Here is a 23111-nt window from a genome sequence, read left to right as displayed (position 1 = left end):
TTTTGCGTACACGCTCAGGGTTGGGCTACCAATCCTGAGCGGTAGTTTGTGTTCCCTTATCCCCGTTCCATTTCTTTAATTCACGCAGGTTTTTAGGCGAAAGATAAACATGGCCTTTGCCCTCTTTCATCGAACGCATTAAGCCTAACTCAGTCAGTTTTTTGAGATCGTCACGCGCCGTATTGTCGGACACGTTCATCTGCTGCGAGACTTCCGCAGCCGTAAAAATGACCCCCGGATTTTGAATCGCTGACGTCGCCAGGGCGAGTTGTCGCGTGTTGACTTTGTCTGCAAGGCCGGTGCTGTATAACCAGCCCGCTAGCTCACCACGAGCGATCAGGAGGTCTCTGATGTAGTCGGTATACTCTTTTACCGCTCTTGAGACTATTTCGCATTGATAATCAACGAAATAGGTTAAGTCCAGTTCATCCGTTTCGCTGTAAAGATAGGCTCTGACATACTTAGCGGGCGCATTCTTAAGGAGTTTACTGATCGAAATGTAACGGAACGCGCTGTAGCCACATTTCAACATATACCAATAGAACAACGCTCTGGCAGTACGTCCATTGCCATCCCTGAAAGGGTGCAGGTAGCCCATCATAAAGTGGATGACGGCTGCTTTGACCAGCGGATGGAGGTAACTTTCATCCTCGGCGGTTTCGTGCGGCGTATTGATAAATACGCAGAGCTGCTTTAACGCCGCATCGAGATACTCAGCCGCAATCGGGGTGTGCAGAATGTTTTGCTCGTGATCAACCACCACCACATTGTCACTCTCGCGGCGAAGCTCACCTGGGGAGTACTTCTCATCGTCAATGCCACTCACCGCAACGCTCTGCAAGTGAAGGATATCTTTAACCTCAAAGGGCTTATCGCCTCGCGCAGAGACGTACTGCATCATCCGATAATTCCCCAGGATCATCTTTTCGCTGTCATCACGAGGGTGCCGGCCTAGCTTGATCATCTCCAGCGCAACACGGCTGGTGGTTGCGGCCCCTTCCAGCTGGCTCGATGCAATGGATTCGGCAGCCGTTAATTCGGTCATCAAATAGTTTTCAGCATTAAATTTCGCATGCCGCTCGGCTTCGGCTGCGGAGGATGTCAGGCGATCGACGATGGAGCAGGATTTCTGCATCAAGGAGGTAATATTGATTTTTGGCGCGGGTGCAGTGAGTTGAGTATCGCCTTCTGCCTTAAGATCCAGCCATTTAGCAGAGAGCATTCTTGCGAAATGTAGCCCCCGCCAAAGCAAATCGAGCTCTTCTTTGGCAGAGATTCGGTGTCTGAGCTGATCATAGTGAAGGTATTTTTCTTTCGGCAGACTTTGCCTGAACGCCAGTCTGGCGGCATCAACCAGAGTCATGCCCGCCTTAAAGTCTGTGGGTGGCTTAACAACCTTCACGCTTCACCTCAATTTTCATGAATATTGAGATGAAGATAGATTTCTACTGACTAAAAGACAAGCAAAACATCCTTTCGCATCACTGATTAGCTCTCCATCGCGACGCGGGCTGCATGCCGTGTCGCGTTGCTGACCGTGCCTGCATCCTGCAATTTTCCCTGCAATAACACGTTCAGTACCGATGTGCTCTGCCGGTTCAGTCGGTTTTGCAACAGATGCACGGCTTCAACACCCAGTTCCCGACATGGCACGATGAGGCTGGTCACAGGCTTTGGCAGTTCGTTGTCCATGCGCCAGATAAAATCTGTAGTGATGAGCGAGATATCTTCCGGAACCCGCAATCCGTGCTTTTCCAGCACTCGCTGTACGCCAATCGTCATGTGAGTGCTGCCCGGGAAGATAACTTCTGGCCAATGTTCGCGCGGCGTACTGTCCAGCCAGAGGCTCAGTGCTTGCTCGGATTCATCCGCGGTAAAACCTTCGGTGATGATTAAATTCTGCTGCACGCTAAAGGGCACATGATAATGCCGATACGCTTCTTTAATGCCGTCCAGACGGGCATACAGCGTTTCACGTCGCAGCGTCGTCAGGCTCAATACGCGGCGATGGCCCTGCTCGAAGATATGACGCATCGCATTAAACCCAATCGCCCGATGATCGGGAGAGACGGCATCCAGTAACCGGTCGTGGTCATTGGTATTAATTAAAACACAGGGTTTATTCAGGGTTTGCGCGAGTTTTAATACGGTTGAATCATCAGTCCCAATGATAATTATCGCGTTTATATTTTTATTATTGGCTTTATCGAGAAAGGTTTTTATATCGGCGTGTTGTTCTTCAAGCCCACAATAGGTAAGCCAGACGTCATGAGGCTCAACCGCATCGGCAATACCTCGCGTCACTTCCTGATAAAAAATATCCCCACGCGCGGTGAATGTTCTCGCCGGAGCAAATACGGCAATCCCATTAATTAGCAAACGCCCGCTGGCCAGTTCATCCAGTACGCCCAGCTTTCTGGCGCAGGCCACAATAGCGTCCCGCGCTTGTTCACTGGTGTATGACTTGCCACTCAATACCCGAGAGACGGTGCTCACCGAATACCCTGTGGCCTCTGCAATTTGATTCATTTTCAGCTTGCCGGACATGATGTGATCTCGCTAGCAATCAATATCTGCAAATTTTTGCAGACGCAGTGATCTGATTCTAAAACAGATTTTATTGTTGCAGGCGATTTTGATAATTGGCCTGCGAGCATTCTCACAAAATCCTTTTGTTTGTCCTCTGTGCCTTTTCTATTTTCACCTGACCTCTCCTTAACTTTGAATAAGGTGCGACATGAAAAGAATCAGATTCGGCATAATTGGTGTGGGTAATATGGGCACCGTTCACGCACGCTATTTGCTGGCTGACACCGTTAAAGAAGCCGTGCTGACCGCAGTTTGTGATATTGACGAAAATAAGCACGACGCGATTCGCCAGATTGTGGGTGAAAAAGTCGAGATTTTTAAAGACGCTGGAGACCTGCTGCAAAGCGGATTAATCGACGCCGTGCTTATTGCAACCCCACATTATTCCCATCCCGACCTCTCGATGCTCGCCATGCGCAATGGGATTCACACCCTCTGTGAAAAACCGGCTGGCGTCTATACGGCACAAGTTCAGGCCATGAATGCCTGCGCACGCGAATGCGATGTGGTGTTCGGCATCATGTATAACCAGCGCCCTAACCCGCTGTATCAGAAGGTCAAAGACCTGATCGACAGCGGTGAACTGGGCGAAATTCGTCGCTCTAACTGGATTATCACCAACTGGTATCGCTCGCAGAGTTACTACAACTCCGGCAGTTGGCGCGCCACGTGGAAAGGCGAAGGCGGCGGCGTGCTGCTCAACCAGGACCCGCATCAGCTGGATTTATGGCAATGGCTGGTTGGCATGCCGACTCGCGTACGTGCCTTCTGCCAGTTCGGTAAACACCGTCAGATTGAAGTGGAAGATGAAGTCACCGCCTACGCCGAATATGCCAACGGCGCCACCGGCGTATTTATCACTACCGTCGCTGAAACACCTGGCACCAACCGTCTCGAAATCGCAGGGTCACGCGGCAAAATCGTCGTGGAAGAAGGCCGTCTGCGCTACTGGCGTCTGCGCGAATCCGAAGACGATTTTAACACCCGCTGGCAAAACGGTTTTGGCGAGCCGGAATGCTGGGAAGTCTCCATCCCTGTCGCGCCTGAATGCAGTGAACATCACGTGATTACCGCCAATTTCTGTGCCGCCGTGCTGCGTGGCGAACCGCTTATCGCACCGGGGCTCGAAGGCATTCGCGGGCTCACGCTTTCCAATGCGATGCACCTCTCCACCTGGGCCGACAACTGGGTCGATTTGCCGTTTGATGAACAGCACTTCAAAACGCTGCTCGACGAGCGCATCGCCGGGTCCGTGGACAAACAGGTTGAGAGCCGCACGCTCGATGCCTCTGGCACCTGGTAAGGAGGGCTTATGTTACGTGTTGCGATTGTGGGCACAGGCAATATTTCGCATAACCACATTCAGGGCTATCAGGCGATGGGCGAGCGTTGTCAGATTGTCGCGCTGGTTGATATCTACCCGGAAAAGGCCGAGGAGAAGAAAGCCCGCTACGGCCTGCATCAGGCTCGCGTGTACAGCAACCACCAGCAAATGCTGGAGGAAGAACGCGAGCTGGATATCGTCGATGTGTGCACGCCGCCGTACGTCCACGCGGAAATCAGTATTGATGCGCTGAACGTGGGCAAGCATGTGCTGTGCGAAAAGCCGATGGCGGCGTCGCTGGAAGAGTGCGACGCGATGATTGCGGCGCAAAAGGCCAGCGGCAAAACGCTGTCCATTATCGCCCAAAACCGCTTTACCGATGCCTTTTGGCGGCTGAAAACGGCCGTAGATTCCGGGCTTGCGGGGAAAATCTGCCATGCGCAGGTGGATTCATTCTGGTGGCGTGGTCACTGCTATTACGACCTGTGGTGGCGCGGCACCTGGGAAAAAGAAGGGGGCGGCTGCACGCTCAATCACGCCGTTCACCACATCGATGCCATTCAGTGGATGCTCGGCTTCCCGACCGAGGTCGTCGCGATGATGAGCAACGTCGCCCACGACAACGCAGAAGTGGAAGACCTGAGTGCTGCCATCTTCAAATATTCCTCCGGTGCGTTGACGCAGTTGACCGCCTCCGTTGTGCACCACGGGGAAGATCAGAAGATTGTGATTCAGGGGGAAAAGGCACGAATCTCCGCACCCTGGAACGTGTTCGCCAGCCAGTCTGCGGATAACGGCTTCCCTCAGGAAACGAATAACACCGCGCTGGAAGACAAACTGGAAACCGTCTTACGCAGTACGCCTGCGTTGCAATGGACGCTTCACACTGGGCAAATCGATAATTTCCTCCGTGCGATTGAACAACAAACCGCACCGTTGGTTGATGGCTTACAGGGCAAACGCTCGCTGGAGCTGATCACCGCCATTTATAAATCCGCCATCACCCGTTCAGTCGTCACTTTACCGATAGCCGAAGACGACGCGTTTTATCGCACTGGCGGGCTGATCGCCCTCGCCCCGCATTTTCACGAAAAATCTGCCTCAGTGGCCAACTTCAGCGAAGTCGGTGCCATTCCGCTTGGCAAAAATCTGGATTCAGGAGCCTCAGCATGAACAAAAACGACGGTATGAATTACGCCCCAACAGGGAAACCACAGCCGGTTGTGAAACCCGGTGAATTTGTCTTTGCTGCCGCCGCGCTCGATCACGGGCATATCTATGGCATGTGCAACGGCTTGATTGAAGCTGGCGCAGACCTGAAATGGGTCTGGGACCCGGACCCGGCGAAGGTCGATAAGTTTGTGCAGCAGTACCCGCAAGTGCAGGTTGCGCCGTCGCTGGAAACGCTGCTCAACGATCCGCAGGTGCAAATGATTGCTGGCGCTGGCATTCCCTCTGAGCGCTGCCCGTTGGGGTTAAAAGTGATGGCAGCCGGGAAAGATTATTTCGTCGATAAAGCCCCGCTCACCACCCTCGCCCAACTGGAAGATGCCAAAGCGATGGTGGCAAAAACCGGGCGTAAATATGCAGTGTATTACAGCGAGCGCCTGCACGTTGAAAGTGCCGTCTTCGCGGGGCAACTGGTGAAACAGGGCGCGATTGGCACCGTTATCCAAACGCTCGGCACCGGGCCGCACCGTGAAGGCGAAGGCCGCCCGGACTGGTTCTACGAAAAACGCTATTTCGGCGGCATTCTCTGCGATATCGGCAGCCACCAGATTGAGCAATTCCTCTATTACACCGGCAATGAAGAGGCGGAGATCGTCGCCAGCCAGGTGCGCAACGTGAATCATCCGCAATACCCGGAATTTGAAGATTTCGGCGATGCAATGATCCGCGGTGCGAACGGCGCAACCGGCTATTTTCGCTGCGACTGGTTCACGCCTGCCGGGTTGCCGACATGGGGCGATGGCCGCCTGACGCTGCTCGGCACCGACGGCTATATCGAAATCCGCAAATACATCGACCTGACTCGCGGTGAGCAGGACGTGGTTTATCTGGTGAACGGCGAAGGCGAACACCGTTATCCGGTCGCGGGTAAAGTCGGTTTCCCTTATTTCGGCGAGCTGATTAAGGACTGCCTGAACCGCACCGAAAACGCCATGACGCAAGTTCACACCTTCAAAGCCGCAGAGCTGTGCATTAAGGCACAAATGCTGGCGAACGCTCGCTGACGGGAGGCTGCCATGAGAACACTCACTGCCGCCATTGTCGGGTGCGGAGCCATTCACACTTGCCATCTTGAAGCGCTGCAACAGATACCCGGCGTGGTGCTTCGTGCCATCGTGGATATCGATATCGAGAAAGGGCAACGGTTAGCCGCAGAGTACGGCTGCCGCTTTTATCAGGATTATCAGGAGATGCTGCTCGATGTCGCCATTGATGTGGTGCACATCTGCACGCCGCACGCCCTGCATAAGCCGATGATCCTCGCGGCACTGGCGGCGGGAAAGCAGGTGTTCTGCGAAAAACCGGTCGCAATGAACAGTATCGAGATTGAGGAAATCAAAGCAGCAGAACAGCAGGCCGAAGGACAATTAGGCGTGTGCTATCAAAATCGCCTTAACCCCACCAGCCTGGCGCTAAAGCAGTTGCTGGATGAAAACGCGCTTGGGCGAATGCTCAGCATCAAAGCGTTTCTCACCTGGTCACGCACGCCGCCTTATTACCTCAACAGCTCATGGCGCGGCCGCTTCGCCTCTGAAGGCGGCAGCTTACTTATCAATCAGGCGATTCACACCCTGGATTTGATGCAGTGGTTTGGCGACGGGGTGACGCGAGTCAAAGGCGTGGTGGATTGTGCCCGGCTAGCCGACATCATTGACACCGAAGACACCGCGATGGCAACGCTTGATTTCAACAATGGCGCTCGCGGCCTGTTTTTCGCCAGCAATACCCACACGCTCGATGCCCCGCTTCAGCTTGATATCCACTGCGAACTGGGAGAGTTACAGCTGCGGGATAACACCCTCTGGCGCGTTATTGGCGATAAACGGGTGATGATCGCCAGTGACACCACGCCTTACAACCACAGTAAAAGCTATTGGGGAGTCGGGCATTTTCAGGCCATCAGCCAGTTTTATGCCGCCCTCTCTCACCGGGAAAAACCTAACTTTTCAGGCATTGACGATGCCGCAAAATCCTTACAGCTCGTGGAGGCCATCTACCGCTCATCACAATTGCGTCAATGGGTCATGCTGACCGACTAACCACCCTTTTGCTGTATTCCGATGGGGCGTACTGCGGTACGCCAACCTTAATCACTACCAGCATGAGAATAATAAAATGACAAAACCAACCGAACGCAAAGTGGGTTACGGCGTAGCGATAGGCTACGGCGTGACCGACCTTTTTGGCGGAGGGGCTTTTGCCGTTATCGGCACCTGGTTACTCTTTTTCTATACCACCTACTGCGGCCTGTCTGTCCTTGAAGCAGGCTCAATTTTCGCGATTGCGAGAGTTATCGATGCGCTGCTGAGCCCAATCATGGGCTACGTCACGGATAACTTCGGTAATACCTGGCTTGGCCGCAAGTTTGGTCGCCGCCGTTTCTTCCTGCTGATCAGCGCACCGCTGATGTTCCTGTACGCGCTCGTCTGGATAACAGACATGAATTACTGGTATTACCTCGGCACTTACCTCTCCATCGAACTGCTTTCCGCGATGGTACTCGTGCCGTGGGAAACGCTGGCGGCAGAAATGACCAACCGCTTCAGCGAACGTACCCGCCTGGCCGGTGTGCGTATGATGTGTTCTGCACTTGGCGGTTTTCTGGCGGTCTCTGTGCCCGGCATTATTATGCAGTTCACGGGCAAGGATAACTCGTTAACCTATACCCTGACGGGCGGTGTCTTTGCCGTTATTTACTTCTTCGCGGTGCTGACCACCTGGGCCTGCACCTGGGAAGCCAAAGATGTTCGGGAAGAGTATGAATTTACGCCCGATAATCACCGTCAGCCAGGCTTGTTGAATCACCTCAAATATCTGGTTCTGGACCTGTTCTCTGCCTTTAAAATCAGAGCCTTTCGCCAGCACATTATTATCTACATCTGCTCATTTACGGCGATGGATGTCTTCGGCTCTGTCTTCACCTATTTTGTGGTGTACGGGCTGGGGCGCGATGCTGCCGCAGTATCAGGCTTGCTGAGCATTGCCGCCTTTGTCTCTATTCCTGGCACTTTCGGTTTTATGATGCTGATGAACAAACTGAACATGACGCCTTCCGGCGCACTGCGCCTTTCCTACAGCTGCATCTTTGCAGTGCTGGCATTTCTGTTCGTGGTGTACATCAATAATATCGTGGTGCCGACACTGCTGTTCTCTGCGGTCTTTGTGGTATTGGGGGCGGCGCGTGCCGGCCTGTATTACATTCCGTGGAACATCTACAGCTTCATCCCGGACGTGGATGAAATGGTCACTCGTCAGCGCCGGGAAGGCATTTTCGCGGGCGTGATGGTGCTGACCCGTAAGAGCACGGTTGCGCTGGCGATCATGCTCATCGGTATCGTGTTGCAAGAGAGTGGATTTGTGAAAGGCGGCGGTTCGCAGCCTGTTAGCGCTCTGCACGCGATCATTGGCCTGATGATTTTCGCCACTGCTGCACTGCTGGCGATCAGCTTCTGGTTAACCTTCAAGTTCAAGCTGACCCAAAAGAATCACAAAATTCTCATTAAAGAAATCGCCCGCCGCAAACTCGGGGGCAACGCTGAGGACTGCGATGATGAGACCCGCGTGGTGATCAAAGAACTGACAGGACGCGCCTGGAATGAGGTGTGGGATGCCAGCCCGGAAACCAACAAAAAAGCGGCCGCGTTAGTGCCTGGAAGTTAACCTCTGGCGAATTTACAGTCCCTTACGCTATACTGATCCCCGATATTACCGGTCCAGAACCTTCGGACCGGTTTTTTTAAGTGTAATTCCACACTCAAAATCATCATCAACTACCCTTCCGAGGTCCTGGCGTGAACCGCCAGAAAAACTATGTTAAACAGTATATTAATCATACTCTGCCTCATCGGCGTCAGTGCGTTTTTCTCGATTTCCGAGATTTCGCTTGCAGCTTCCCGCAAGATCAAACTGAAGCTACTCGCCGATGAGGGCAACGTTAATGCACAACGTGTTCTGAAAATGCAAGAAAACCCCGGTATGTTCTTTACCGTGGTGCAAATTGGGCTTAACGCCGTCGCCATTCTTGGCGGTATTGTCGGTGACGCCGCGTTTTCACCGGCCTTCCACAGCGTCTTCATCAACTACATGTCTGCCGAACTGGCCGAACAAATCAGCTTCATCCTGTCATTTGTCGTCGTCACCAGCTTGTTTATCCTGATTGCGGACCTGACGCCGAAACGCATCGGTATGATCGCGCCTGAAGCCGTGGCTTTACGCATCATCAACCCGATGCGCTTCTGTCTTGCCGTCTTCCGCCCCCTGGTGTGGTTCTTCAACGGCATGGCCAACATGATTTTCCGCCTGTTCAAACTGCCGATGGTACGTAAAGACGACATCACGTCTGACGATATCTACGCTGTCGTGGAAGCCGGTGCGCTGGCGGGCGTGCTGCGTAAGCAGGAACACGAACTTATCGAGAACGTGTTTGAACTGGAATCGCGTACCGTTCCGTCCTCAATGACCTCGCGTGAAAATGTTATCTGGTTCGATATCAACGAAGACGAACAGAGCCTGAAAAGCAAAGTCGCCGAGCATCCGCACTCCAAGTTCCTGGTGTGTAAAGAGGATATCGACCACATCATCGGGTATGTCGATTCTAAAGACCTGCTGAATCGCGTGCTGGCGAACCAAAGCCTGCTGCTGACCAGCGGCGTGCAAATTCGCAATACGCTGATTGTGCCGGACACCCTGACGCTTTCAGAAGCGCTGGAAAGTTTCAAAACGGCGGGTGAAGACTTCGCGGTCATCATGAACGAATACGCGTTGGTGGTGGGTATCATCACCCTCAACGACGTGATGACCACCCTGATGGGCGACCTGGTCGGCCAGGGCCTGGAAGAGCAGATTGTCGCCCGTGACGAGAACTCGTGGCTTATCGACGGCGGCACGCCAATCGATGACGTGATGCGTGTGCTGGATATCGACGAGTTCCCGCAGTCCGGCAACTACGAAACCATCGGCGGCTTTATGATGTTTATGCTGCGTAAGATCCCAAAACGCACCGACTTCGTGAAGTTCTCGGGCTACAAATTCGAGGTGGTGGATATCGACAACTACCGCATCGATCAGCTGCTGGTGACGCGTATCGACAGCAAACCGACGCTGCTGGCCCCGAAACTGCCTGATGCCGAAGAACAGAACGTGGCATAAAAGCACAAGACACCCTCAGCTATCAGAGGGTGTCTGATTCCCTACCCGCTTTACTAACGCTCCAGCGCCAAACTGGAGCGTTTTCTTTTTGACTCCGCGATACCGCAACTCAATGGGCCGTGGGTGAACGATCCCAACGAGGGGCTTTTAACTCCCCAGCGAACATCCAGACCAGTTCACACAGCAATCCCTTCAACGATTTTTCAGTTTCGGGCAGCAAAGACTGCTGGCACAACACCTGAACCAGCGACTGGCAGTAGTCGCACAGCGCTTCGGCATCCGGTTCAAAAAATTGGGAGGCCGCAGGGAGCGTATCCACGGTGAAACGCTCAATCAGGTGCGGTGGAATGGGCTCGTCGAGCGTCGGACGCAGGACTGCCAGACAGGCACCCATGCGGCCTAACAGCGCCAGTTTTTGCGTAGTCTCATCACACTCAATCAGAGTTTCAGCAAAGCGATCGCAATATTCGGCGAGATCGGTGAAATCTGTTGCGGCGCTAAACGGGAGGGTAAGGACGTCGCAGTCAGTACTAATAATCGTGGCCATAAAACAGCCTCCGGTAAGTGATGATTTGAACCACCACAGAAGAGGCTAATCGTCCGGGTGGCAGGTCGAGCGGAGTTAGCCTTACCGGCCTTACTGGACACCGGCGCGTCTTGCGACGCCCCCGCCCGGCCCACCATTGCGGTATAACCGTGCAAGCGACATGAAAAAGACGCTAAGCGCGTCATATGTCGCCAGTAAGTGTAAAACAGGAGGCTAATCCCGACATCTGATTTTTCAGGTGCGAAGGGAGAATACTGCGATAACCCAACCCCAACAAGGGACATTACTGGAAGGAAGATCCCATTGTGAGATGTAATTTCCTCTTGCTGGTTACATCATTTAAATCAATTGGTTATGGATAATCATTAGGTTAGTTTATTGGCCGGATAACATTGGGTGATTGGGAATGGAGGGGATGGGAGTTCTCACAAAACCCTATGTCCAATGTCCGCTCTGAGCGAACAGCTGACATTGCCAACAGTATTCTGTATGAATCAACGGGGAGCAGGTCACAGGGGCCTGCTCCCAACTGGTTGATGCAGATAGCACGTTAGTCATGTCCGCTCTTGACCCTGAATGTTAAAGGTCAGTCATGCAAGTGACTGGCCTTTTTGCGTCCTGGCACCGATGAAAGTGAGAGCATGAACCCGGTTTCATGTAACGCAACAACATGTGAACTGGCTTACATTTTAGACCTCTATCACACTTTATAGTGACTCCATGGTTTAGAGGGTGCATTTCATTACATGGCTTCCATCAAAGATGTCGCAAAAAAAGCAGGTGTATCGACGGCTACGGTTTCGCGGGTGCTGAACAACCATCCGAGCGTGGTGCCTGAAACACGTCAGGCAGTACGTGATGCGATGGATTTTCTGTGCTACGTGCCGAGCAAAAGTGCGTTTCAGTTGAGCGGCAAACGCTCCGGCCTGATAGCCGTTGTGCTACCGAACCTGGTCAATCCGCACTTTTGCGAACTGCTGGCCACCTTTGAGGAAGAAGCCCGCTACATCGGCAAGACGGTGATCGTCAAAACGCACCAGAACCAACCGCAGCAGGATAAACAGATCATTCACACGTTGATCGGGATGGGTATTGACAGTCTGTTGTGGGTGCCCACGGAAGCGGAGGCGGAACTGGCGGAGTGGCTGGCGGCGACCCAGATCCCGGTAGCGGTGGTCACGCAGGTTTCCCGCTTTTTTAACTCGGTTTCCATTAATCAGAGTAAAGGTGCGGAAACCATTGCCGAGCATTTTATCCAAACCGGGCACACGGCGTTGGGTTTTATTGCACAAGAGGGCGTGGACAATCGCAAAGTGTCCGCCTGGAGTAAAAAAATCACCGGTCAGGGATTAAACATTGACCCGCAGAATAAATTCTGGATAGCGAAAGGTGAAGGTGAAAAAATATCGGGGCATATCAGTATTCTCGATGAGATTATCGAAAAATTAGCCAGCCGGGAAACGGTATGCACCGGCCTGATGGTCTATAACGACGTCGCCGCCAATTATATTATTGACGGGTTAAACAATAAGGGCCTCTCCGTTCCAAAGGATATTGCCATTGTCAGCTTCGATAATACGCTATTGGCGCAAACCAAGAAAATCACCAGCGTCGCGCAACCGATCAGCGAAATTGCACATCTGGCATTCCAGATGGTCAGTAATAAAAATAAGCAGGAAAGTATTGAAATGTATGAGATCGTTTCTCGCCTGATTATACGAGAGAGCAGTATCAATCTTAATATTACTGTACTGTAAGCGTTGCATTTTTGAATGGCATGAAAATTGAAAGAGAGTGAATACTCCCTGTTTTTACGACGGCATGGGTTGTGATCCCCCCTGCTTTGTATTTATGACAGAACAATATTGAGGGATATTTATGTCTGCTATCGCCGCAGAAAAACGCAGTGCTTATGAAAGATTAAGCCTGAAAGAAAAAGTCGGCTACGGTATGGGTGACGCCGGCTCCTGCATGATCTGGAGCGTACTGGCACTCTATCTGACCTGGTTTTATACCGATGTGTATGGTCTCGATGCCGGGATCGTGGGCACCCTGTTCCTGGTGATCCGCATTTTTGACGCCTTCAGCGATCCGGTGATGGGCGCAATTTGCGACCGCACCCGAACGCGCTGGGGTAAGTTCCGCCCCTGGCTGCTGTGGATGGCCGTGCCGTTTGGCCTCGGCGCAGTATTGATGTTCACCACGCCTGACCTGAGCATGAATGGAAAAATTATTTATGCCTGGGTTACTTATCTGGTGATGTCCCTGATTTATACCGCCATCAATATCCCTTATTGCTCAGTTGCAGGCGTCATTACGCTCAACCAGAAAGAACGTTTGGGCTGTCTGTCGTGGCGCTTCTTCCTCAATGGCCTCGCGACACTTATCGTCTCCTCCTCTATTCTGCCGTTAACCGACTGGCTGGGTCACGGCAACCGGGCATCCGGTTTCCAGATGACGATGATGATCATGGGCGGTGCGGCGACCTTAATGTTCCTGTTCTGCTTCTCCAGTATTAAAGAGCGGGTGGTGTCGATTAAAGCCAATGACAGCTTGCGGAAGGATCTGAAAGATATTATTAAAAACGATCAATGGTTGTTGATGATTACAATTACCTTCCTGAACGTTTTTCCTGCCTTTATTCGCGGAGCTGTAACTATCTATTATGCTACTTACGTGATGCAAGCCTCGATTGGATTTATCACCTTCTTTATGGCGCTCGGTGTGGCCTGTAATATGTTGGGTAGTGTTATTGCTAAACCACTGACCGACCGCTTTGATAAAATTAAGCTATTCCGCATTATTAATATCATTCTTGGTATTCTTTCTTTCGCCCTGTGGTTTGTCGATCCGCATTCGCTGACACCGCTGCTGGCTCTGTTTATCGTGATTAATATTCTGCATCTGATTCAGTCCGGCCCTATTTTATGGGCGATGATGTCGGACGTCGATGATTATGGGGACTGGAAATTCGGCAAACGCCTGACCGGTATTTCGTTTGCGGGAAACCTGTTCATGCTGAAAATGGGATTAGCGGTCGCCGGGGCGATTGTTGCCTGGATCCTGGCCTATACCGGTTATATCGCCAATAAACCGCAACAAAATGAACAGACCCTGCAAGGCATTATCATCATGTTCTCATTATTACCGATGGTGAGCTATTTCATCAGCGCCTGGATAGTGCGCTACTTCAAACTGAACAATACCCTGCTCGAAACCATCAAAGTCGACCTCGCCAAGCGCGAGCTGCAAACCGGCGCTGACCAGACTCAGGAGTATAAAGATGTCCCTGTCGTTTAACGTTAAGCAAGGCCAGCGGATTGATGTATGGCTAAGAGAAACGAAGCCAGCCAACCAACCGCTGTTTTCCGTCCGCATTAGAAATGAGGTGGCATTTAAAATCACCACCGCCCCGCGCTACTACCACTATTTTAGCTGGACTGCGTGGCATGACGGTATCGCCTGTCTGGACTGGCTGGCGGAGCATAGCGACATCTCACTGTGCTACACCTGGCACCCGGATACGCTGCCCGAACACGGCGTCAGTTTTATCGCCACCGAAGGCAATGCACTTCGGTTATTGAGTGCGCAGGACGTTGCCAACGTCTATTTGCAGGATCCATTACGCCCGGCGCTGCATTTCTCTCCGTGCACCGGCTGGATGAACGATCCGAATGGCCTGCATCGCCAAGGTGACGAGTGGCATATGTTTTACCAGTACCACCCGCACAGCACCGAATGGGGCCCGATGCACTGGAATCACGCGGTGAGCAAAGACCTTTATCACTGGCGACACTATCCGGTCTTTTTACAACCTGAGCAAAATCTGGTGGCACTGGGCGCAACGGGGGGGGCCTTTTCCGGCAGCGCGTTTACCGATGCGCAGGGGCAAACCCGCTTCTGGTATACCGAACGGCTGCCCGCTTACGATCTCTATCGCGGCTATCGTGAGATTCAGAAAATGGCGGTGCCACTGCCGGGTTACGATAAGCCCGAATCAGTGAAAACGGTCTTAACGGAGCTGCCGCCCGGCGTGGGCTGTGATTTTCGCGATCCAAAAGTCTGGTATGAGGAGGCGGATGCGACCTTCTACATGATCCTCGGTGCCGCCGTCCACGGCGACCCGGCTATGCTGCTGTTTCACTCCGAAGACAGCGAGCGCTGGACATTCCATCACGTGTTGTACACGGCCCCCAAATACTTTCGTGAAAACGGCGGCCGCTGCGTCGAATGCCCGGACTTTTTCTGCCTCGACGGCGTGTGGGTGTTAATCATTGGCGTTGTGGGTTATACCGAGCCCGTAACCGGCCGCCATAACCTTCTGTTCGCGCAAACCGGGGATTTCCGTAACGGTAACTTCACTCCGTCGGCACAGCCGCTGCAGATGCTCGATTTCGGTACCGATTTTTACGCCCTGCAAACCTGGGGTGAGGACGATGCGCGCACCGGTTTTGCCTGGCTATACAACTGGGGCACGCCAAAAAGCGTCGACTCCGCCTGGTGTGGTGAAATGTCTTTACCGCGCCGCTTCCACCTCAATGCCCAGCAACAGCTCTGCATGACCCCCATCTTACCGCCAGCGTCGCTGGTGAACAGCGAGGAGAACGTGGCTGAGAGTGTGCTTTGGTCGAGCGCGGAGGGCAGTAAGGCCTGCGTCATCGCGTTTCGGCCGTCAGCCGATTTTTGTCTGACGTTGAGTGGCGACAGTGGTCAGCAAATTGTTCTGGATTATGACGACAAGGTGCTGACGCTGCGGGAAAAAGGTCAGGATGACGGGCGTTACCATGTGCCATTGGCGAGCGTGCAAGATGTCACGCTGTGCTTCGATACCGGGATCGTTGAAGTCTTTGCTAACGACGGTAGCGTCTGCGGTACGCGACGTTATTATTCATGCAGCGCACTGACCCAAATCAAGCTCACCGGCGCCCCGGCAATGATCACCCACTATCGTGCTGCTTATAAAAAGTAATACCTCTTTTAAATTTAATGCCACAGAAGGATTAAAAACATGCCGAGTAATAATTATTACGATGTCACGGAGTGGGGCACAGGTAATCCCTATAATGACATTGGTGTCGTCATTAATAGCATTATCGCTGATATTAAAAGCCGACAAACCAATACCGATGTGAATGAAGGGGGTAAACCCGGAGCGGTTATTTATATTCCGCCTGGCGATTATCATCTTCTCACTCAAGTGGTCATTGATATTAGCTATCTGAAAATTATGGGCTCCGGTCACGGCTTTACGTCATCCAGTATTCGCTTTAATACGCCAGAGAGTGACTGGCCGAACTGGCACGAATTGTGGCCGGGAGGCAGTCGTATTCTGGTCGATATGTCACCAGAAGTAGGCGCGCCAGAATCCGCCGGGGCGGCATTCTATATCGCACGCAGCGGCGACCCGCGCATCAGTTCGGTCGAGTTTGCTGACTTCTGCATTGACGGTATGCACTTTGTCGACGATGGTTCTGGCAGCGATGACCCGGAGAACACCTACCTCAACGGTAAGACGGGGATTTACATTGCCAGCGCGCAAGACTCATTCCGCATCAGCGGGATGGGGCTGGTCTACCTTGAGCACGGCGTAACGATTTATAATGCGGATGCCCTGGCTATCCATAACAACTTTATCGCTGAATGCGGTAACTGTATTGAGTTACGCGAGTCCGGCCAGGCATCCAAAATAACCGATAACCTGATCGGCGCGGGCTACCGGGGTTATTCAATCTACGCTGAAAACTTCGGTGGCCTGTTAATTACCGCCAATAATATTTTCCCACGCGGAAAAAGTATCGTTCATTTCTCGAACGTGGTACGTTCCTCGATCAGCAGCAATCGGTTCCATGCGTTTTACCCGGGCATGTTGATTCTGGATAACGGCAGCGCGGAGAACCTGGTGTCATCCAACCACTTATTCCGCGAGCGTGAGCCCTGGGCGCCAATGCAGGCCTACAATAATGGTCTGAATGATTTATATGGTTTAATCTATATCAGCGGCGATAATAACACCCTCGTTGCCAACCATATTTCCGAGACCATTGACACACAATATATTACACCGCCTGGCGCAACCCCGGTGATTATCAGGATCGTTTCCGGCAAAGGGAATACGATTTCGAATAACCATATTGTGGCGACCACCGAAACGTCTGATGGACAGGTAACGGCTGACGCTAGCGCCTGTTTCTCCACCCAGGTCAGTGCGCTGTTGTCGACCCAGGATCTTGAAACGTTAATTGTAACCGCTGTACAGGTGGAAGCGGCCTCGCAGCAAAATACGGTGCTGGATTCCGGTACCGACGACCAGGTGATTCTCGATAAGTCCGTAAACGCCTTCAGAGCGACGCCCACGCCCGGCGGAGCGGTGGAGGGACAGCGCTAATGCAGGGTCATCACATCGCCTGCATTGGCGAACTGTTAATTGATTTTGTCTGCACCGACATTGGGCTGGGCCTGAAACACGGGGCCCGCTTCCTGAAAAAAGCCGGAGGCGCTCCGGCCAACGTGGCGGCAGCCATCACTCGCAGCGGCGGCCGCGCAAGGCTTGCGTCGAAGGTCGGGCATGATCCTTTCGGCGAATTTCTGCTTCATACGCTCGAAGCCGAGGGCATCGAGTGCGCGGGCGTGACGCGTTGCGCGACGCCCACCACGCTGGCGTTTGTCGGTTTGCAAGACGACGGTGAGCGTGATTTCACCTTCTGCCGTGGCGCCGATGGCGAGCTTTGCTGGCAGGATATTCCCGCTGATTTTCTGGAGGATGTCGGCATCGTTCATTTTGGTGCCGCCACGGGACTGCTGGACGGCGAGCTGTACGTCACCTATCAGCGCCTGCTGCATGAAGCAAAACGGCGTGGGCTGTTGATCGCATTTGATCCCAACTATCGCGACGGCTTGTGGGGACAGGATCCACAAGAATTTATCGCCCGTTGCACGCCGTGGTTCCTGCAGGCAGATATCGTCAAAGTCAGTGAAGAGGAACTGAGCTTCATTACCGGCGCGAAGACCAGCACCGAAGGATGCCGTCGGTTACACGACGCGGGAGTCAGCTTGGTCGCCGTCACCTGCGGTCGTCGGGGAACGTGGGTCAGCCATCGCGACGGGATGCAGGAACTGATCCCCTCGGTGCCGGTGGATGCGATCGATTCGACCGGCGCAGGCGATGCGTTTATCGGCGCACTGTTAGCGCAAATTGTGCAATCCGGCTGTACGTTAGACGACTGGCAGGAGTGCCTGGAGGCCGTGCGCTGGGCCAATATCTGCGGTGCGCTGACCTGCACCAAATTTGGCGCAATTGATGCCATCCCGCTTGCTCAGGCCGTGGATGACTGGCTGGAAAAGCACAAACGCTGAAACGCAAATGGAATTGCTAAGTCGTAAGCGGAAGGTGACAATAGCCCCCCTGAAACCACCTCCTGGAGAGGTGGTTATTGATCCTGTTAGGCTATAGCCTGAAGAACGTCCATGCAGGAATATTGAGTCGCCACGACTTCGTCAGTCACCTCTTAAACTTGCTGATAAGCACCAACTTCCGCTCCTGCCACAAAACCGCCCCCAGATTCCGATCAGAGAAACCCAGCGCCCTTTCGTTAAACACCAATCACATCACAATCCTTCATTTTCACCACGCAAAACTAAAGTCATAAAACGGCTGTTTGGATCGGGCTGGTAGTCAGCAAACGGCTCGCAGTCAACGAAACCGTGCTTGCGGTAGAGTTGATGGCAGGCGGCAAAGCCTGGCTGTGTTCCTGTTTCTAAACTCAGGCGTTGCAGGGAGCGGGCATGCGCGGTTTGCAGGATATGCTGCACAATCAGATTCGCAACTCCACGCCGCAAAAAATCGGGCGCGGTGCGCATTGATTTCAGCTCGCCATGTTTTTCATCAAGCAGTTTCAGCGCTCCCATTCCTGCAAGCTGCTCGCCTTCCCACACTGACCAAAAGGTTACCGCCGGATCGCGCAGGTTTTGCACATCCAAAGCATGGCTGCTTTCGGGTGGGGATTGCTCCAGCATGCCGGAAAGATGGTAGGCCACTAGCGCCTGAACGGCAGGATGAGAGAGATCGTCGGTTTTGATTGTGAACATCAGATGACCCATTTATTTGTTACATATTAGTAACATACAAACAGTGGGTTGTTGCTTTGTCCAATAAAGGTTTCTTATGACACCGTTCTTCGTACAACTCACTCGCTGCACGCCAGAAACACTAACGGCTCCCATTTTGGGGAGCCGTTTTTTTTACTGCTTACTGCATAGCACGTTGGGTGATTACGCCATCTCTGTTTGCAGACGCGTAACCTGACGGTTGATCTCGGACATCACCGAAAGGTGCTGCTTGTCCTTCACTTTTGGGATAAGAATTTTGCCCTTATCAAATTCAAAAGCGCCCACGTCCTTGATGTACAACCGTCCACGAAACAGGATCTTAACGTACTTCGCCACTTGAAGCGGGTTGTACTTTTGGAAAATTTTCATTTTTGTCTCCTGCTGAGTCTTACGCCCAGACGGTGCCACAATCAGCTCCGCGTTCCAGGGGGCGCAAAATTAATGCACTAAAACTATAGTCCATATCGACCGGGGGACCCAGTCTGTATAAGTATATTTACCGTTTGATGACAATAATTAAGAATTATCTTTTCAGAACGACGATGAAGGCAGTATAAACCTTCATTTTCTCACGGTTATGTGCGTTCACCCGCAAACTGGCATTGCGCTTGCGGGAAAACATCATCATTCGCACTTATGATTAAAGCTGACACCTAAGTGGTCGGATCACCTGCATAAAATAAGGAAACACCATGACTCTACGTAAGCTGATGGCGATTTCATGCCTGTTAATGCCACTGATGGCCTCTGCACATAATTTTGAAAACGGTCAACGCGTGTCGCCTGTGGGCATCGCCGACCGTGGCGAACTCGTTCTTGATAATGATGAGTTTAGCTATAAAAACTGGAATAGCTCGCAGCTGCCTGGCAAAGTGAGAGTTGTACAACATATTGCCGGGCGTACCTCTGCCAAAGAGAAAAACGCAACGCTGATTGAAGCAATCAAGGCCGCAAAATTCCCACATGACAAGTACCAGACCACCACCATCGTCAACACCGATGATGCGATTCCGGGGTCCGGAATGTTTGTGCGCAGCAGCATTGAGAGCAATAAAAAGCTCTACCCGTGGTCGCAGTTTATTGTCGACAGCAACGGCCTGGCGCGAAAAGCGTGGCAGCTGGATGAAGAAAGCTCGGCGATTGTGGTACTGGATAAAAGTGGTCGCGTCGAGTGGGCGAAAGATGGCGCACTGACACAGGAAGAAGTGCAGCAGGTGATTGCCCTGCTGCATAAGCTGCTCGGTCAGTAGAGCGAGACTCTGAAGCCGGGGTTCAGGAAAGATTCACGCGGGGTATAATCGAGCGTTTTACCTTGCCAGTCGTGAACATGAGCCCCGGCCGCCATGGCGACAGCGTGGCCTGCTGCGGTGTCCCAGACGTTGGTCGGCCCGAAGCGCGGATAAAGCTGCGCCTGCCCTTCTGCCACCAAACAGAATTTGAGCGATGAGCCAATCGACGTGGTCTGGTGCTCGCCAAGCTGCTGAAGATATTCTTTCAGTTCATTGTCAGCGTGAGAACGGCTGATAACCACCAGCGGCGGGCGCGCGTCACGCACCTGAATCTGTTTGCGCACCCCGCACTCTTCTTTCCACGCTTTACCTTCCGCGGCGCTGTACATCACTTTCATCACCGGGGCGTACACCACGCCAAGCACAGGTTTTCCTTTTTCTATCAACGCAATGTTGACGGTGAATTCACCGTTACGCTTGATGAACTCTTTGGTGCCGTCCAGGGGGTCCACCAGCCAGTAACGCTGCCAGTGCTGACGAATCTCCCAACCTGGCGGGTCTTCTTCCGACAGCACAGGAATATCCGGCGTAAGCTCGCTTAGCCCTTCGACAATGACTTTGTGCGCAGCGATATCCGCCGCCGTCACCGGAGAATCATCGGCTTTACTGACCACGTCCATCGGCTTCGCGCCATCGTAGACCTGCATAATGGCCTCACCTGCGTTCCGTGCAAGCTGACATACTTGTTCCAGCATTTTCCACCTCGGTTTGATTACAGTGGTGTTAACTCATTGTTTTAGTTATATCCCATCGTAGCGAATTGCGCTATCTGTGAAGCGCTGCCCGGTTCCTGACACTTTTTTCTGGCAACCTTCACACTTCTGTAAGCAACAGGATGTATACCCATTTGGCTTTTGTGCCCCTGATCAATAAAAGGACCTCTCTGATGATTAAGTTTAGCGCAACGCTCCTTGCCACGCTGATTGCTGCCAGCGTGCAGGCCGCGACGGTGGAGTTGCGAGTCATGGAAACCACTGACCTGCACAGCAACATGATGGATTTTGACTACTACAAAGACAGTGCGACGGAAAAATTTGGCCTGGTGCGCACCGCCAGCCTGATCAATGCCGCACGTGGCGAAGTCAAAAACAGCGTGCTGGTCGATAACGGCGACGTCATTCAGGGAAGCCCGCTCGGCGATTATATGGCCGCTAAAGGCTTAAAAATGGGAGATGTGCATCCTGTTTACAAAGCGATGAACACCCTCGACTACGCGGTGGGCAACCTCGGGAACCACGAGTTCAACTACGGGCTGGCGTATCTGCACAAAGCGCTCAATGGGGCGAAGTTCCCGTACGTTAATGCCAATATCATTGACGTTAAAACCAAAAAGCCGATGTTTACTCCTTATCTGATTAAAGAGACTCAGGTCACCGATCAGGACGGAAAAACGCAGACGCTCAAAATTGGCTACATCGGATTTGTACCCCCGCAAATCATGACCTGGGATAAAGCCAACCTCAGCGGGAAAGTCACCGTCAACGACATCACCGAGACCGCACGCAAGTATGTGCCGGAAATGCGTGAGAAAGGCGCGGATGTGGTGGTCGTCATCGCGCACTCAGGCTTGTCGGCTGACCCTTATCACGCGATGGCGGAAAACTCTGTTTACTACCTGAGCCAGGTGCCGGGCGTGGACGCTATCATGTTTGGCCACGCGCATGCCGTGTTCCCGTCAAAAGACTTCGCCAACATTAAAGGCGCAGATATCGAGAAAGGCTTGCTGAATGGCGTGCCAGCAGTGATGCCGGGCATGTGGGGCGATCACCTTGGTGTGGTTGATTTAGTGCTTAATAACGACAACGGCAAATGGCAGGTGACGCAGGCGAAAGCTGAAGCGCGCCCGATTTACGATCCGGTGGCGAAGAAATCTCTCGCCGCGGAAGACAGCCAGCTGGTTGATGTGCTGAAAGCCGATCATGATGCCACCCGCGCGTTTGTCAGCAAGCCGGTTGGCAAATCTTCGGACAATATGTACAGCTATTTGTCGCTGGTTCAGGACGATCCTACCGTTCAGGTCGTCAATATGGCGCAGAAAGCCTACGTGGAACACTTTATTCAGGGTGATCCGGATCTGGCAAAACTGCCGGTGCTTTCTGCCGCCGCGCCTTTTAAAGCAGGTGGCCGTAAAAACGATCCTGCGAGCTATACCGAAGTCGAGAAAGGCCAACTGACCTTCCGTAACGCCGCTGACCTTTATCTGTACCCGAATACGCTAGTGGTGATGAAAATCACCGGCAAAGAGGTGAAAGAGTGGCTGGAGTGCTCCGCCGGGCAGTTTAATCAGATTGACCCGACCAGCAGCAAGCCGCAGTCGCTGATCAACTGGAACGACTTCCGCACCTATAACTTCGATGTGATTGATGGCGTGAAGTACCAGATTGATGTGACGCAACCTGCCCGCTATGACGGGGAGTGTCAGAGTCTGAATCCGAACTCAGAGCGCATTAAAAACCTGACGTTTGAGGGCAAACCTATCGATCCGAAAGCGACCTTCCTGGTGGCAACCAACAATTACCGCGCCTACGGCGGGAAGTTTGCGGGCACTGGCGACAGCCATATCGCCTTCGCTTCCCCGGATGAGAACCGTTCGGTGCTGGCTGCGTGGATTGGTGCTGAGTCGAAGAAAAACGGTGAAATTCACCCGGCAGCGGATAACAACTGGCGTCTGGCGCCAATCCATTCCACCACGCCGCTGGATATCCGTTTTGAAACCTCACCTTCTGAAAAAGCAGCCGCCTTTATCAAAGAGAAAGCGCAGTATCCGATGAAGCAAGTGGGCACCGACGAGATTGGTTTCGCGGTGTATCAGGTTGATTTGTCGAAGTAATTTCAATGCCGGGTGGCGCTTGCGCTTACCCGGCCTACAAAATCAGCC

General features: G+C 52.8%; 20 protein-coding genes. 13 read left to right on the top strand and 7 right to left on the bottom strand.

Annotated features, from left to right (window positions below):
- Positions 1 to 25: 25 nt before the first annotated feature.
- A complete protein-coding gene (locus ACI2I2_RS18290) occupies positions 26 to 1363 on the bottom strand; it encodes a Fic family protein (protein WP_404659174.1) in 1338 nt (445 codons plus the stop codon).
- Positions 1364 to 1488: 125 nt separating this feature from the next.
- On the bottom strand, positions 1489 to 2547 hold the full coding sequence (locus tag ACI2I2_RS18285; protein WP_404659173.1) for a LacI family DNA-binding transcriptional regulator: 1059 nt from the start codon (positions 2545 to 2547) through the stop codon (positions 1489 to 1491).
- Between the two features lie 190 nt (positions 2548 to 2737).
- On the opposite strand from ACI2I2_RS18285, the gene ACI2I2_RS18280 reads away from it, so the two are divergent.
- The 6 genes from ACI2I2_RS18280 to ACI2I2_RS18255 all read left to right on the top strand — a co-directional run bounded on the left by ACI2I2_RS18280 (position 2738) and on the right by ACI2I2_RS18255 (position 10291).
- Positions 2738 to 3892, top strand: a complete 1155-nt coding sequence (locus ACI2I2_RS18280) for a Gfo/Idh/MocA family protein (protein WP_404659172.1) — start codon at positions 2738 to 2740, stop codon at positions 3890 to 3892.
- 9 nt (positions 3893 to 3901) lie between these two features.
- Positions 3902 to 5086, top strand: coding sequence for a Gfo/Idh/MocA family protein (locus ACI2I2_RS18275; RefSeq protein ID WP_404659171.1), 1185 nt, complete (start codon positions 3902 to 3904; stop codon positions 5084 to 5086).
- Positions 5083 to 6147 (top strand): Gfo/Idh/MocA family protein, encoded by a 1065-nt coding sequence (locus ACI2I2_RS18270; protein ID WP_404659170.1) that lies wholly within the window; start codon positions 5083 to 5085, stop codon positions 6145 to 6147. The genes ACI2I2_RS18275 and ACI2I2_RS18270 overlap by 4 nt, the downstream gene beginning before the upstream one ends.
- Positions 6148 to 6159: 12 nt before the next feature.
- Positions 6160 to 7182, top strand: coding sequence for a Gfo/Idh/MocA family protein (locus ACI2I2_RS18265; protein WP_404659169.1), 1023 nt, complete (start codon positions 6160 to 6162; stop codon positions 7180 to 7182).
- Positions 7183 to 7258: 76 nt separating this feature from the next.
- Positions 7259 to 8803 carry an MFS transporter gene (locus ACI2I2_RS18260; protein ID WP_404659168.1) on the top strand — a complete coding sequence of 515 codons (1545 nt, stop codon included), beginning with the start codon at positions 7259 to 7261 and terminating at the stop codon, positions 8801 to 8803.
- A 150-nt stretch (positions 8804 to 8953) separates the two neighbouring features.
- Positions 8954 to 10291: a hemolysin family protein gene (locus tag ACI2I2_RS18255; protein WP_404659167.1), complete on the top strand. Its 1338-nt coding sequence runs from the start codon at positions 8954 to 8956 to the stop codon at positions 10289 to 10291.
- Between the two features lie 109 nt (positions 10292 to 10400).
- Here the strand turns inward: ACI2I2_RS18255 and ACI2I2_RS18250 are convergent, their stop codons facing one another.
- Positions 10401 to 10838, bottom strand: coding sequence for a hypothetical protein (locus tag ACI2I2_RS18250; RefSeq protein ID WP_404659166.1), 438 nt, complete (start codon positions 10836 to 10838; stop codon positions 10401 to 10403).
- Positions 10730 to 10975, bottom strand: a complete 246-nt coding sequence (locus ACI2I2_RS18245; RefSeq protein ID WP_404659210.1) for an ash family protein — start codon at positions 10973 to 10975, stop codon at positions 10730 to 10732. The genes ACI2I2_RS18250 and ACI2I2_RS18245 overlap by 109 nt, the downstream gene beginning before the upstream one ends.
- Positions 10976 to 11584: 609 nt before the next feature.
- Here ACI2I2_RS18245 and ACI2I2_RS18240 point away from each other — a divergent pair.
- The 5 genes from ACI2I2_RS18240 (at position 11585) to ACI2I2_RS18220 (ending at position 18191) form a co-directional block, all read left to right on the top strand.
- Positions 11585 to 12595, top strand: a complete 1011-nt coding sequence (locus ACI2I2_RS18240) for a LacI family DNA-binding transcriptional regulator (RefSeq protein WP_404659165.1) — start codon at positions 11585 to 11587, stop codon at positions 12593 to 12595.
- 121 nt (positions 12596 to 12716) lie between these two features.
- Positions 12717 to 14138 (top strand): glycoside-pentoside-hexuronide (GPH):cation symporter, encoded by a 1422-nt coding sequence (locus ACI2I2_RS18235; RefSeq protein WP_404659164.1) that lies wholly within the window; start codon positions 12717 to 12719, stop codon positions 14136 to 14138.
- Entirely contained in the window at positions 14122 to 15807 is a 1686-nt protein-coding gene (locus ACI2I2_RS18230) for a glycoside hydrolase family 32 protein (RefSeq protein ID WP_404659163.1), read from the top strand. Before ACI2I2_RS18235 ends, ACI2I2_RS18230 begins: the two co-directional genes overlap by 17 nt.
- Before the next feature lie 39 nt (positions 15808 to 15846).
- Complete coding sequence (locus tag ACI2I2_RS18225) at positions 15847 to 17223, top strand: NosD domain-containing protein (protein ID WP_404659162.1); 1377 nt, start codon at positions 15847 to 15849, stop codon at positions 17221 to 17223.
- Positions 17223 to 18191, top strand: a complete 969-nt coding sequence (locus tag ACI2I2_RS18220) for a carbohydrate kinase (RefSeq protein ID WP_404659161.1) — start codon at positions 17223 to 17225, stop codon at positions 18189 to 18191. Before ACI2I2_RS18225 ends, ACI2I2_RS18220 begins: the two co-directional genes overlap by 1 nt.
- Positions 18192 to 18443: 252 nt before the next feature.
- Here the strand turns inward: ACI2I2_RS18220 and ACI2I2_RS18215 are convergent, their stop codons facing one another.
- Together ACI2I2_RS18215 and ACI2I2_RS18210 are read right to left on the bottom strand one after the other, a co-directional pair.
- Positions 18444 to 18923, bottom strand: a complete 480-nt coding sequence (locus ACI2I2_RS18215) for a GNAT family N-acetyltransferase (protein WP_404659160.1) — start codon at positions 18921 to 18923, stop codon at positions 18444 to 18446.
- A 183-nt stretch (positions 18924 to 19106) separates the two neighbouring features.
- On the bottom strand, positions 19107 to 19313 hold the full coding sequence (locus ACI2I2_RS18210) for a DUF1107 domain-containing protein (RefSeq protein ID WP_097162707.1): 207 nt from the start codon (positions 19311 to 19313) through the stop codon (positions 19107 to 19109).
- Between the two features lie 323 nt (positions 19314 to 19636).
- Between ACI2I2_RS18210 and ACI2I2_RS18205 the strand changes: the two genes are divergently transcribed.
- Positions 19637 to 20194 carry a YtfJ family protein gene (locus tag ACI2I2_RS18205; RefSeq protein ID WP_404659159.1) on the top strand — a complete coding sequence of 186 codons (558 nt, stop codon included), beginning with the start codon at positions 19637 to 19639 and terminating at the stop codon, positions 20192 to 20194.
- Here the strand turns inward: ACI2I2_RS18205 and cysQ are convergent.
- A complete protein-coding gene (gene cysQ, locus ACI2I2_RS18200; RefSeq protein ID WP_404659158.1) occupies positions 20188 to 20928 on the bottom strand; it encodes a 3'(2'),5'-bisphosphate nucleotidase CysQ in 741 nt (246 codons plus the stop codon). The genes ACI2I2_RS18205 and cysQ overlap by 7 nt on opposite strands.
- A 191-nt stretch (positions 20929 to 21119) precedes the next feature.
- Here cysQ and ACI2I2_RS18195 point away from each other — a divergent pair, with 191 nt between their 5' ends.
- Entirely contained in the window at positions 21120 to 23063 is a 1944-nt protein-coding gene (locus tag ACI2I2_RS18195; protein ID WP_404659157.1) for a bifunctional 2',3'-cyclic-nucleotide 2'-phosphodiesterase/3'-nucleotidase, read from the top strand.
- Positions 23064 to 23111 lie beyond the last annotated feature (48 nt).

This window comes from Scandinavium sp. NPDC088450 (assembly GCF_044900545.1).
GTDB lineage: Bacteria > Pseudomonadota > Gammaproteobacteria > Enterobacterales > Enterobacteriaceae > Scandinavium.
Note: the sequence above shows the minus strand (reverse complement) of the source record. Positions and strands in the feature narration are given on the sequence as shown.